Genomic DNA, 10,864 nt, shown 5'->3' on the forward strand with positions numbered 1-10,864 from the left:
TTTTCAAAAAATCTATTTAAAAAGCCACATGAGCCTTTGTTCAACAATGGGTTTATTCCGGTTTCTCGGGAGCCGTACCGTCGGCAGCCGGTTGTTCGGGTGCCTTCTCTTCGGGCTTGGTCTCTTCGACAAAGTTCTCGGCATACCGCATCACCTGCTCGTTGTCGTCGGGGAGCGGCCGCATCTTGGCAAACTTCACGAAGTCGGCCATCTCGAGAATATCGCGCAACTGCTGGTTCACCGCTTTGGTCTCCTCGTTACGCCGCAGCGTGTCGATAATCTGGGTCGAGGTCATCTCCATGGCGTTGATGTGGAATCGCTGGTCGATGTATACCCGCAGGATTTCGGTCAGGTTGGTATAGTAGGCCTTCTCCTGACCTTGCTGCCAGAGCTTCGAGTCTTTCAACTCGTGCAAAGCCTGTATGGCTCGTTCGTAGGGCGGTATGGCCTTCTCTTCGGCAGCAGCCTCGCCACCATTGGCCTTGCGACCCCAGCGCCAGTAGGCATAGATACCGGCGGCTATGACAACGAGAGCGATGAGCAGATAGATGACCCATGCCGGCACATAGTCCCAGAGGACGAAGGGAGGAGCATCGACCCCCTTGATGTCAAACTCGGCATGCGTCGTATCGACCGGCACCGGAACCACCTTGAGGCTCAACGACTGGGTCTCGAAAGTATCGTTGTCGATAACATATTTGAAAGGAGGCAGATAGTAGAGGCCCGAGTCAAACGAGGTGATAAGTACCTCGTTGTTGACCTGTATACGGTTGTTTTTCAAATCGACCGTATCGGGTTTCGAAATCCTCAGCACCTCTACGCCGGCTACCAGCGTGTCTTGTATGATAGGCAGCCGCACAAACTTGCCTTTGTCTTGCGACACCTCGAGGCGCACCGTCGTCTGGTCGCCCATCATGATGGCGGCCGAGTCCATCTGGGCCCGCACCACTATCTGATTCTGGGCCGACACCGTTGCGGCACTCATCGACACGAGCAGACATCCGCCAAACACTCGCAATAAGATAGATCGTATTTTCATAGAATCTCAAATTTTTATTACCCTCTTCGCTGGAAGAGATTCATCAGGGCCACCACAAAGTCGTCGTCGGTGGCGATGGTCGCCAGGTCGACACGGCTCTTGCGCAAGGTGGTCAGCATCTTGTCTTGCCGGGCATTCCACCACTCGGCATACCGGGCCCGCACGGCGGCCGACGACGAGTCGACCCACTGCTCGACACCCCGCTCGGAGTCTTGCAACTTGATGAGCCCCACGTTGGGCAGCTGCGACTCCCGACGGTCGTAGACCTGTATGGCTACCAGGTCGTGCCGGCGGTTGGCAATGGAGAGGGCGTTTTTGTAATCGCCGTTATCGATGAAGTCGGAGATTAAAAACGTCGTACACCGTTTCTTGATGGCGTTGGTCATGTACTCCAAGGCCAGACCTATGTTGGTTCCCGTATTGTCGGGGGTGAAATCGATCAGTTCGCGTATGATATAGAGGATATGCTTGCGCCCCTTCTTCGGCGGGATAAACTTCTCGATTTTGTCCGAGAAGAAAATCATGCCGATCTTGTCGTTGTTCTGTATGGCCGAAAAGGCTATCGTGGCAGCGACCTCGGCCATCATTTCACGCTTGGCCTCTCCCACGGCACCGAAGTTACGGCTGGCAGAGACATCGACCAACAACATCACCGTCAGTTCACGTTCCTCTTCGAAAACCTTCACAAAGGGCTTGTTGTAGCGGGCTGTCACATTCCAGTCTATATCTCTCACATCGTCGCCATACTGATACTCCCTCACTTCGGAGAAGGCCATACCCCTCCCCTTGAAGGCCGAGTGGTACTGACCCGCAAAGATGTTGCGGGAGAGGCCCCTCGTCTTTATCTCGATATGACGGACTTTCTTTAACAGTTCACTGGTTTCCATAAACAGCAGCTCTCCCTAACCGGTTATTTAGGGTACTTCTACCTTGTTGAGTATCTCGCTGATAATCTCCTCGGCCGTCATGTTGTTGGCCTCGGCTTCGTAGCTGAGCCCGATACGATGACGCAGCACGTCGTGGCATACGGCACGCACATCCTCGGGAATCACATAGCCGCGTTGTTTCAAGAAGGCATAGGCGCGAGCTGCCATGGCCAGACTGATAGAGGCACGAGGCGAAGCACCGAACGAAATCATCTCTTTCAAGTCGGCCAGACCGTGATCTTGCGGGAAACGAGTAGCAAACACGATGTCGACGATATAGCGCTCGATCTTCTCGTCGATGTATACCTTTTGTACAATATCGCGAGCCTCGATAATTTCAGAGGGTTTCAGCACCGGTTTAATTTCGACCTTACGTCCGCTGATGTTCTGGCGGATAATCTGCTTCTCCTCCTCTTTCTTGGGATAGCTTATAATCACCTTGAGCATGAAACGGTCGACTTGCGCCTCGGGCAGCGGATAGGTACCCTCCTGCTCGATGGGGTTCTGTGTAGCCATTACCAGGAAAGGATCGTCGAGACGGAACGTCTGCTCGCCGATGGTCACCTGGCGCTCCTGCATGGCCTCGAGCAAGGCACTCTGTACCTTGGCCGGGGCACGGTTGATTTCATCGGCCAGCACGAAGTTGGCGAAGATGGGGCCCTTCTTGATTTGGAACTGCTCCTTGGCCTGGCTGTATACCATGGTACCTACCACGTCGGCAGGCAACAGGTCGGGGGTAAACTGGATACGGCTGTATTTCGAGTCGATCAGCGAAGCCAGCGTCTTGATGGCCAACGTCTTGGCCAAACCCGGAACACCTTCGAGCAAGATGTGACCGTTGGAAAGCAAACCAATCATCAACGAATCGATCAGATGCTTCTGGCCTACAATCACCTGGTCCATGCCCTGTGTAATCATATTCACGAACGAACTCTTGCTGGCAATCAGGTCGTTCAACTCCCGAATATCAACTGTTTCACTCATACGTTTTCTCTTTTTATATTTTCAATTTATACGTTTTTTCACTTTATCTCTCGCAAAATTAGCGATAGAGAGGCTCTATATCTCCCCTATCGCGTTAAAAATGGCTAACCATTCACTTAAAAAAGACTAAGTCGCCAACCCCTTCGGTCAACGACTCAGCTATCGGTCACTCATACTGGCTCAGAATCTTCACGGCCAGAGCCTTGGCAGCTTCGACCGAACGTCTGTCTTTGGCATCGATATGATACTTCGAAGCTTCGGGAATAACCACCCGTGTTCCGATGGGTACCTGATTGGGATTCTTAATCACCTTTTTATTCTCTTCGTAGATATATACCCAGAAAGTCTTGTGCCCGAAGTATTTACGAGCCAACGTCGTGAGAAATACCCCCGATCGGATGGTCTCGACCACCGGCTCGGCCTCTACAGCCGTTGTGGGTGTTGTTGCCGACTGGCTCGTTTTTTCTGTTTTCTCCACACGCTCGGTTTTCTCTGACTGGGCAACCGGCTTTTCAGCTACGGAATCCCGTTCGGCCACATCGACCATAGCCGTCGTATCGACCGGCTCCGATACAACAACCGTATCGGCCACTTGGTTCGCTTGCAGCTGAGGCGCGAATACCTCTTCATTGGTTAGTGAAAGTGTATATTCGCCTATCTTGATTTTTTCATCTCCCCGCAAGAAGAACCCCACGGCTACCCCGATAACCACGATTACACCCAGCGCCGAAAGGGCTCCCCACCAGAAGGCCCGGCGCGAGGCCGACTTCTGCAAATAGTCGGTATGGTCGGCATCGGTTTCTACGGGGATAAGAGCCGGGACTTCGGCTTTCGGTTCGTCCGCAACAGGCTCCGCCTGGGTTTCAGCCACAGGCTCTACGGCGGGTTGGATCTCGGTCTCGAGCGGTTGCTCTTCCGAGGTTTCGGCTGGCTCATCTTGCTCCAATGAAACCACATCGGGCTCCGGCTCTGTTTCGTCATCCGGGTCAGAGGCCGGTTCAGGTATCACGCCCGATTCGGGAACAACCGGTTGCTCCTCCTTTTCGCCCGGCAGGTCTTCGATCTCCGGCGCTTCAGGCTTATCTGTTTCGGGCATAATGGCGTCTTCAACCTCTTCTTGAAGGGGCATCGCCTCCGGGGCTGCCGGTTCGTCGGCCGCCACCGGCTCCTCTTCGGATCCATCGCCCTCACGACTTTCGGCCATTCCTTCATCGCCTACGGCCATCATGGCCTCGGTCGACACGTGGTCATTGAGAATCTCGACCGAAAAGCTCGAAAAGGGAGCATTCACCGCCTCGCGCAGCACCTTGTCGGGAACAAACGACACCTTGTAATGGCCCGGTATCTCCACCGGCTCGCCCGTCTGCACGTTCACGCTGGCACGAGGTTCTACCCAAATGGGCTTGAATACACCCAGCTCGTTGATTCTCAGCTCCTCGCCCGACGAGATAACCTCTGTCGAAATCGTGAAGAACTCCTTGAGAAAAGCCTCGGCCTCCTTTTTCGTCACATTCAGTTTTGTGGCGAGCAGAGTGACCAAATCGGGGAAAGATATTTTTTCATTCATTTCGACGAGAGCATTTTAAGTTTCATTTTAATAGCGCTGCCCGGCTTAAACGACAGAATCATTTTGGGGGGCACGAGCATGCGTTTGCCCGTAGCAGGATTCACGACAACCCGTTCCAGCTTCTTCTTCGGTTCGAACGTGCCGAACCCCTGAATAGCTACCGAGTCCATCTGTGCACAACGCTCTTTCATGATTTGGAGAAAGGCCGACATATACTCCTCGACCTCCCCTTTATCTTTGCCCAAACGGGTCTGCAACTGCGTCAAAAAAGTTTTGTGATCCATGACCATTGTTTTTCAAGCCCCTGCCAGGGCCATAATTCGCTATCTGCAAAATTAAAAAAATTCTGTGGAATAATTGCACAAGACAACAGAATAGCGACAAAAAAAGAAGCCTTGATTTTAAATTTATCTTTCGTATATTTGTAAAAAGAAATTACGAAAAAGGTCTAAGTAATTGAAAATGAGTTGCAGTTACCAACTCATAGTAGCAATAGGTTACGAATTAGTTAGTTATCTGCTGTTTTATTCTTCTGCGCATTGCGTAACCTTCAAAGAACTCTTCGTATGCAAAAGTAGCACTTTAATGGCATATATTGAAATAAAAATCCAGCTTTTTAAGCTCCACAGACAAGTTTTTCCGTAAAAGCGAATTTATTCGTAGGAACATCATCATCAATAAATTGACGACCATGTTCCTACTATTGCATAAGCATAGAAAAGGGCTTTGCGTCACGCCTGAACCATGTTCAGACTGATGATGCAAGGCCCCTTTCTTTTTTTTGCTTATGCCACAAGCGGTGCTTTTACGGCTGTCACCTGTTGATTTTCTTTTTTTGTCGGTTCCTCTAATCGAAAACGGAAGTCATGGGTAACCACACCTTCCATAAATGAAAAGTGCCATTACCCATGACGGCAAACCGGAAAGAAAATTGCAACCGCATAACTAAACAGGTTTAGCCACACGGTTGCAACATACTTTCTTGGAATGTTTGCCGGTTTCACGTTTTCGCCGTATCCCTTCTTTTTGAGATTTCCTTTCTTTCTTTTCCCGGAACATTTCATATCCAATATGCCTCCACATCCGTTTACCTCCATTTTGATGGTCTTTCAGACAGTCGCATCAGGTGGATCGTTCCCGTTCTGGGTGCAAAGGTAAATCCGGGATTGGGATGCTCAATGGTTTTTAGAAAAAATCTCCAGCCCTGCGGGTAGTATTTTTTCTTTGAAAACCCTTGCTCTACCCACTCCCTACCTTTTTTGAAGCACCCGAAACGAAAACGACCGAAGCGACAGAAAGACGCATTAAAAAAAATGTCGGATAAACGGGAGGCATATAAGGTTGGAAACTCAACTCCCTCAGCTCTCGAATCCGCATTAAAAATAAAAACAAATGGATATGGAAGCAGCAGTAGCAACAAAATTCGTGAAGTGGGAAGTTCCGACATTGGAAAGCCTACATGAGTGTAAGGTTTACAGACTTCGTATGAAAGTGAACAATGGCGAGGTGCTGAACAGAGAGGAAAAGAATTGGATAACCGAAAAGGTAAACGGCAATACCTATTTCAAAAGTGCGATACCATTGCAAGGATGGCGGTTTGACTTCTCCGACATACTGAGGACATTCCTTGTAAGCCAGTACGGACAATGGAGAGAATACAAGGCTATGGACAAGACGGCACTCCGTAAGATATTGTACGGAAGAATTGACAGAATTGTAGAACTTGACAAACGACACCCAAAATGACAGCAGCAATGAACATAAGACAGACAGCGCAATCCATTGGACTTGCAGTATTCGCATTTCTGTTGCGCTGTTTTCTTTGGATAGTCAATATCCTTTGGTACATCATCAGAGAAATAGTCTGTGGAGTATTCCGAATGGTTATCAATGTAATGGTATTCATCATATTCCTCATTGCCATTTTCGGCTTTTTCCTATGGCTACTGACACTTTGAATTAACTCCCAAAAGCATAACATTATGAAACGATACAGCAAGACAGCAGCGCAGCAATGCAGATTTTACGAGGTGGACAACATCTTTGAGTATATGGTGGAAACCTACATCAACGGCAACCATTCAACCCTAAGAAGGCTATACCACGAACTCAACAAGGAAGCGAGAAAGGACTTTATCGGTTTTCTTTTGGTGGAATGCCCCCCACAATACCACACAGAGATTTTACAAGAGATTGTCTGACCACATAAAGGAACGGATATGAACAGGACAACGGAAAAGATACCCACATGGAGTTTAGCCTATATCATCAATGGCGATGCAACCGCACTCACAGACGATGAAGTTCAGACAATAGACAGATGGATGAAGCAATGGCAAGTACAAGATGTTTCACCCCTCACAGATGAAGAAGGGAACGCACAGCCTTATTTCACCCATTACCCCCTTTTCGGACTTCCCACAGAAGTGGAAGATTGCGAGATACTTTATTTGAACGACAACCCGACTAAAATTTGAGATTATGATGAAAGGAACAGACCATTTCAAACGAACCATACAGATGTTTTTGGAGCAGAGAGCAGCGGAAGATGAACTATTCGCCAAAAGCTACCGCAACCCAGCCAAGAACATAGACGATTGTGTCACATACATTCTGAACTATGTGCAGAAAAGCGGTTGCAACGGCTTTTCAGACGGAGAGATTTACGGACAAGCCATTCACTATTACGATGAAAACGAGATTGAAGTAGGCAAGCCTATACAATGTCAAGTAGTTGTAAACCATGTGGTGGAACTGACAGAAGAGGAAAAGCAGGAAGCAAGGAGAAAGGCGGTTGCCCAATATCAGCAGATGGAACTCCAAAAGCTACAGAACCGCAACAAGCCGACAGCGAAAAAAGAAACACAAGTCCAACCCTCATTATTTGATTTTTGATATGAAACCGAGAACACGCATACAGAAAGAGGTAGTCCGTTTGTCAAGCGGACTGCCCGAACTGACAGACAAGCAGAAAGCATACGCTTTTGAACATTGCTTCAAGCATCATGCCTACCGCACAAAAGGCGGAACTATCACTTGTTCGGAATGTGGACACCGCTGGAAAGGCGGACACACTCTTGCGGAAACTATATGTGGCTGTAGCTGTCCCCATTGCGGAAAGGAACTTGAAATACTTGATACCCGAAAGAGAGTTTTCAGGGACAGCGCATATTATGAAATCATTACGACCCGAAAAGGCTATCAAGTGTTGCGCTACTTTATGGTAGGAGCAACATACAAGGTGGGACAGAAGGCAGAGTATTCCATTCGGGAGGTGGTGCAATGGTGGATTGCCCCAAACGGAAAGACCGAAGTTATTGCCCGACTGAGAGCCATGCACACGATGTACTACGACCTTTGGACTGAATGGAGCGATATGGATTTACGCAGCAACAAGATGCTGAAAGCATACAACATAGACGCATACAAGACTTATCCGGCAATGCGCATCATTCCCGAATTAAGGCGGAACGGCTTCAAGGGAGCATTCCACGAACTGACCCCATACGAATTTTTTACCGCCATTCTGACGGACAGCAAAAAGGAAACATTGCTTAAAGCGGGACAGACAGAAATGTTCAGATATGCCGTCATTTCAAATGTCAATTTGCATGAATATTGGAACTCCATAAAAATCTGTATCCGAAACGGCTATCATATTGCAGATGCCTCCATGTGGTGTGACCTTGTAAGACTGCTCCGACATTTCGGGAAAGACACCCACTGCCCAAAATATGTTTGTCCGACAGACTTGAAAAAGGTACATGACCGACTTGTCAGAAAACGTGAAGAACAGATTGAAAGGGAAAGAGCGGAGCAACGCAGGGAGCAGTTGGTCAAGGACGAAAAGAATTATCTGAAGTCCAAAGGCAAGTTCTTCGGACTTGTGTTTACCGACAACCTTATTCTTGTAAAGGTCATTGAGAGTGTGGCGGAAATGCAACTTGAAGGTAAACTGATGCACCATTGTGTGGGAAGCTATCACAAGAGGACAGACTCCCTTATCCTATCCGCAACCATTGACGGCAAACGCATTGAAACGGTGGAGGTTTCACTGACAACATTCAAGGTGGTACAGAGCAGAGGTGTATGCAATTCCAATACCGAATACCACGACCGCATCATCAGCCTTGTAGAGAGCAATGCCGAACTTATCCGCAAGCGGATGAGTGCTTGATTTATAGACTTCAAAATATACATGATATGGAAATAAAGATAGAAAACATACTGATATTATGGGACGAGAAAGTAACCGACATCTTTGTCAGTCTGATAAACACCTTGTCCTTGAGTTTCAGCGAAACGGAAATCCGCAATTCAATGGCGAAACTTTCAGAAAACGAGAACTTCGGAAGGCTGTTCGCCTACGGCTTCGGAGCGCATCATCTTTGGGTAGCCCAAAGGATGATAACCGACCCCGAAAAGGTAATGGAGAACCGACTGCTGATTGTTGAATTTTAATAAATGACCACCATGACAACAAGAATGACCATCAACGGAGTGAGTACCTGCCAGACGGCAGGTACTGAGAAGTACGAAAAGTACCAAACGACTATCAGACGGAAAAGAACAACCCTTTTCCAATATGACTACCGACACACGGACGGAGAACTTTTCTCTTGCGTGAGACCGACACTGGAGGAGTGCAGACACCTGCGTGACGAATGGATAAAAGGAAAGGAGGACAGATTATGACAGCATACTATGATACTTTGATTGTAACATTCAGCGACCCTATCAGAATTTTGGATATGATGTGTACCGATACTTGTGATGTGGCAACACTAAAGGAGTGGATAGAGAGCTACGAAAGTACAAGAATGACCCCGATAAACGAACATACGGCAGTCATCACTTCCGAATACAACATGGTGCATGTGGTGGAATGGCTCAGAAAATATACCCCCATTGCCGAAATGAAAGAATACTAAAGGTGTGGCGGTACACAATACCGCCCGCACCCGAAACAGATAACCCATAAAACAGAAAGAGCATGAAATACTATTTTATATTGACAGACAGCAGGGACGCATGGATGCAGTTCGTTTACCTCCCTACGGGAGATTATGTGTCCGGCTATATCCGTGACTTGCGGAGTGTGGGAATATCCGTACATGACTATGACCTTTGGACGGAGGAAACACGACCCATTGCCGAGCGGACATTGGAACATATAAGGCAGAGCATGAACGTATAAAAAAAATCGGGTGGCAAAAGCCACCCATTGACAATAACTTAAATTCATATACAGATGATAGCGAATACAATCTTACAGCAGTTGGGCGGTCATGGATTTACCGTCATGACGGGAAGCCGTAACTATATCAATTTGGGCAACGGACTACAAATGAGCCTTGCAAGGAACAAGACGTCAGCCAACAGACTGAAAATCATATTGGATGAAGACACGGATACATACACCATGTATTTCTATCGTCAGACACTGACGAAGTATGCGGACATCAGGGTCAAGGAGATAGCCAAATACGAGGGAGTGTACTTTGATATGCTCCAGCAGATTTTCACGGATGTAACGGGACTTTACACCCGACTTTAGGCAGAGGCGGCGAGAGCCGCCCTACTTTCTTTCGGTGAGCAGAAGGCGGACAAAGAAAGTAGCAAAGAAACCGCTGTTCCAAAGACTTCCACTGACGGAAGTCTTTTTTGTTTCCATCTTACAGATTTCTATTCAGAATAAGTGAAAGCGGATAAATATATTTGTTGTATGCTTTCAGTTTCTTCATATCAACACGGTTGTCCGAATACGGGTTGCTCTTCTCGTCATAGAAGAAGATGTCCGTTATGTTTTCCTTTCGGACAATCCGTTCCCCGCACAGCGGAATATCCTCCACGTCAAAATCCTCCAGCGGAAGCGTTTCCAGTCTGCCGGGAAGATGGTTGCCAAGCTCGTTCATGTTGTAGTTGAAAAGAGCGAAACCCTTGTGTTTGAAGTCAAGACGTATGCCATACGGACGCCCTGTCAGAAAGGCATCCGCTGCTTTTGCCATATAATTTTCCATGATTGTTTTTTCTGTTTCAAAAAAAGTGATACAAAAATAGGTCTTTTCCCGGAGCAAAGCAAAACCTTTCCTGAAAATGACAAAGGGAGAACCCCACCATTTGGGTGAAGCTCTCCCTTACCGCTACTTCTTGAACAGCAGCAGAAATTCCATCTTCCGTCGCCGCTCTATCGAGCGGATTTTCCGCCCCTTGTAGTGGCAGTAGGATATATACTCCTTATAGATGTCCCTGTCACCGGCTTCCAGCTTTCGGATCAGCTTGCTTTTGGGTATCTTTCCGCTGCCCAAGAGCCGGAACGGTCCCACATTATAAGCTAATGTACCCAGG

17 protein-coding genes are annotated in these 10,864 nt (G+C 48.0%); 10 read left to right on the forward strand and 7 right to left on the reverse strand.

Features of this window, described 5'->3' with window-relative positions; all coding sequences use genetic code 11:
• Positions 1 to 52: 52 nt before the first annotated feature.
• The 5 genes from NW211_RS08725 to NW211_RS08745 all read right to left on the reverse strand — a co-directional run bounded on the left by NW211_RS08725 (position 53) and on the right by NW211_RS08745 (position 4,800).
• Entirely contained in the window at positions 53 to 1,039 is a 987-nt protein-coding gene (locus tag NW211_RS08725; protein WP_258327584.1) for a DUF4381 family protein, read from the reverse strand.
• 17 nt (positions 1,040 to 1,056) lie between these two features.
• The gene (locus tag NW211_RS08730; protein WP_087407484.1) at positions 1,057 to 1,926 is read right to left on the reverse strand and encodes a DUF58 domain-containing protein; all 870 of its coding nucleotides are present in this window, start codon (positions 1,924 to 1,926) and stop codon (positions 1,057 to 1,059) included.
• 27 nt (positions 1,927 to 1,953) lie between these two features.
• The gene (locus NW211_RS08735; RefSeq protein WP_087407485.1) at positions 1,954 to 2,949 is read right to left on the reverse strand and encodes a MoxR family ATPase; all 996 of its coding nucleotides are present in this window, start codon (positions 2,947 to 2,949) and stop codon (positions 1,954 to 1,956) included.
• A gap of 166 nt (positions 2,950 to 3,115) precedes the next feature.
• Entirely contained in the window at positions 3,116 to 4,516 is a 1,401-nt protein-coding gene (locus NW211_RS08740; RefSeq protein ID WP_258327585.1) for an HU family DNA-binding protein, read from the reverse strand.
• Positions 4,513 to 4,800 (reverse strand): HU family DNA-binding protein, encoded by a 288-nt coding sequence (locus NW211_RS08745; RefSeq protein ID WP_087407487.1) that lies wholly within the window; start codon positions 4,798 to 4,800, stop codon positions 4,513 to 4,515. Before NW211_RS08745 ends, NW211_RS08740 begins: the two co-directional genes overlap by 4 nt.
• A 1,114-nt stretch (positions 4,801 to 5,914) precedes the next feature.
• Here NW211_RS08745 and NW211_RS08750 point away from each other — a divergent pair.
• The 10 genes from NW211_RS08750 (at position 5,915) to NW211_RS08795 (ending at position 10,073) form a co-directional block, all read left to right on the forward strand.
• On the forward strand, positions 5,915 to 6,262 hold the full coding sequence (locus NW211_RS08750; protein WP_013619458.1) for a hypothetical protein: 348 nt from the start codon (positions 5,915 to 5,917) through the stop codon (positions 6,260 to 6,262).
• 236 nt (positions 6,263 to 6,498) lie between these two features.
• Positions 6,499 to 6,717 (forward strand): hypothetical protein, encoded by a 219-nt coding sequence (locus tag NW211_RS08760; protein ID WP_013619456.1) that lies wholly within the window; start codon positions 6,499 to 6,501, stop codon positions 6,715 to 6,717.
• Between the two features lie 18 nt (positions 6,718 to 6,735).
• Positions 6,736 to 6,993: a DUF6926 domain-containing protein gene (locus NW211_RS08765; protein WP_005650248.1), complete on the forward strand. Its 258-nt coding sequence runs from the start codon at positions 6,736 to 6,738 to the stop codon at positions 6,991 to 6,993.
• A gap of 7 nt (positions 6,994 to 7,000) precedes the next feature.
• A complete protein-coding gene (locus tag NW211_RS08770; protein WP_022217992.1) occupies positions 7,001 to 7,411 on the forward strand; it encodes a PcfK-like family protein in 411 nt (136 codons plus the stop codon).
• A 1-nt stretch (position 7,412) separates the two neighbouring features.
• Entirely contained in the window at positions 7,413 to 8,693 is a 1,281-nt protein-coding gene (locus NW211_RS08775) for a PcfJ domain-containing protein (RefSeq protein WP_258327587.1), read from the forward strand.
• 26 nt (positions 8,694 to 8,719) lie between these two features.
• Positions 8,720 to 8,977, forward strand: a complete 258-nt coding sequence (locus NW211_RS08780) for a hypothetical protein (RefSeq protein ID WP_005650240.1) — start codon at positions 8,720 to 8,722, stop codon at positions 8,975 to 8,977.
• A gap of 12 nt (positions 8,978 to 8,989) precedes the next feature.
• Positions 8,990 to 9,211, forward strand: a complete 222-nt coding sequence (locus tag NW211_RS08785; RefSeq protein ID WP_072543831.1) for a DUF3873 domain-containing protein — start codon at positions 8,990 to 8,992, stop codon at positions 9,209 to 9,211.
• Positions 9,208 to 9,447 (forward strand): DUF6956 domain-containing protein, encoded by a 240-nt coding sequence (locus NW211_RS08790; protein ID WP_005650234.1) that lies wholly within the window; start codon positions 9,208 to 9,210, stop codon positions 9,445 to 9,447. Before NW211_RS08785 ends, NW211_RS08790 begins: the two co-directional genes overlap by 4 nt.
• A gap of 62 nt (positions 9,448 to 9,509) precedes the next feature.
• A complete protein-coding gene (locus tag NW211_RS14145; RefSeq protein WP_204482179.1) occupies positions 9,510 to 9,713 on the forward strand; it encodes a hypothetical protein in 204 nt (67 codons plus the stop codon).
• Positions 9,714 to 9,767: 54 nt separating this feature from the next.
• Positions 9,768 to 10,073, forward strand: coding sequence for a hypothetical protein (locus NW211_RS08795; RefSeq protein ID WP_018709729.1), 306 nt, complete (start codon positions 9,768 to 9,770; stop codon positions 10,071 to 10,073).
• A 118-nt stretch (positions 10,074 to 10,191) separates the two neighbouring features.
• On the opposite strand, the gene NW211_RS08800 is transcribed toward NW211_RS08795, so the two are convergent.
• Complete coding sequence (locus tag NW211_RS08800) at positions 10,192 to 10,536, reverse strand: hypothetical protein (protein ID WP_022232581.1); 345 nt, start codon at positions 10,534 to 10,536, stop codon at positions 10,192 to 10,194.
• Positions 10,537 to 10,659: 123 nt separating this feature from the next.
• Positions 10,660 to 10,864, reverse strand: a 205-nt coding sequence (locus NW211_RS08805) for a glycoside hydrolase family protein (RefSeq protein ID WP_375379584.1), incomplete at its 5' end; no start/stop codon positions are given.

This window comes from Barnesiella sp. ET7 (genome assembly GCF_024733785.1).
GTDB lineage: Bacteria > Bacteroidota > Bacteroidia > Bacteroidales > Barnesiellaceae > Barnesiella > Barnesiella merdigallinarum.

Coding starts and splice junctions, on each gene's coding strand:
- NW211_RS08795 (WP_018709729.1), top strand. CDS start 9,768: ATGATAGCGAATACAATCTTACAGCAGTTGGGCGGTCATGGATTTACC.
- NW211_RS08770 (WP_022217992.1), top strand. CDS start 7,001: ATGAAAGGAACAGACCATTTCAAACGAACCATACAGATGTTTTTGGAG.
- NW211_RS08750 (WP_013619458.1), top strand. CDS start 5,915: ATGGAAGCAGCAGTAGCAACAAAATTCGTGAAGTGGGAAGTTCCGACA.
- NW211_RS08780 (WP_005650240.1), top strand. CDS start 8,720: ATGGAAATAAAGATAGAAAACATACTGATATTATGGGACGAGAAAGTA.
- NW211_RS08765 (WP_005650248.1), top strand. CDS start 6,736: ATGAACAGGACAACGGAAAAGATACCCACATGGAGTTTAGCCTATATC.
- NW211_RS08775 (WP_258327587.1), top strand. CDS start 7,413: ATGAAACCGAGAACACGCATACAGAAAGAGGTAGTCCGTTTGTCAAGC.
- NW211_RS08760 (WP_013619456.1), top strand. CDS start 6,499: ATGAAACGATACAGCAAGACAGCAGCGCAGCAATGCAGATTTTACGAG.
- NW211_RS08790 (WP_005650234.1), top strand. CDS start 9,208: ATGACAGCATACTATGATACTTTGATTGTAACATTCAGCGACCCTATC.
- NW211_RS08735 (WP_087407485.1), bottom strand. CDS start 2,949: ATGAGTGAAACAGTTGATATTCGGGAGTTGAACGACCTGATTGCCAGC.
- NW211_RS08725 (WP_258327584.1), bottom strand. CDS start 1,039: ATGAAAATACGATCTATCTTATTGCGAGTGTTTGGCGGATGTCTGCTC.
- NW211_RS14145 (WP_204482179.1), top strand. CDS start 9,510: ATGAAATACTATTTTATATTGACAGACAGCAGGGACGCATGGATGCAG.
- NW211_RS08745 (WP_087407487.1), bottom strand. CDS start 4,800: ATGGATCACAAAACTTTTTTGACGCAGTTGCAGACCCGTTTGGGCAAA.
- NW211_RS08785 (WP_072543831.1), top strand. CDS start 8,990: ATGACAACAAGAATGACCATCAACGGAGTGAGTACCTGCCAGACGGCA.
- NW211_RS08730 (WP_087407484.1), bottom strand. CDS start 1,926: ATGGAAACCAGTGAACTGTTAAAGAAAGTCCGTCATATCGAGATAAAG.
- NW211_RS08740 (WP_258327585.1), bottom strand. CDS start 4,516: ATGAATGAAAAAATATCTTTCCCCGATTTGGTCACTCTGCTCGCCACA.
- NW211_RS08800 (WP_022232581.1), bottom strand. CDS start 10,536: ATGGAAAATTATATGGCAAAAGCAGCGGATGCCTTTCTGACAGGGCGT.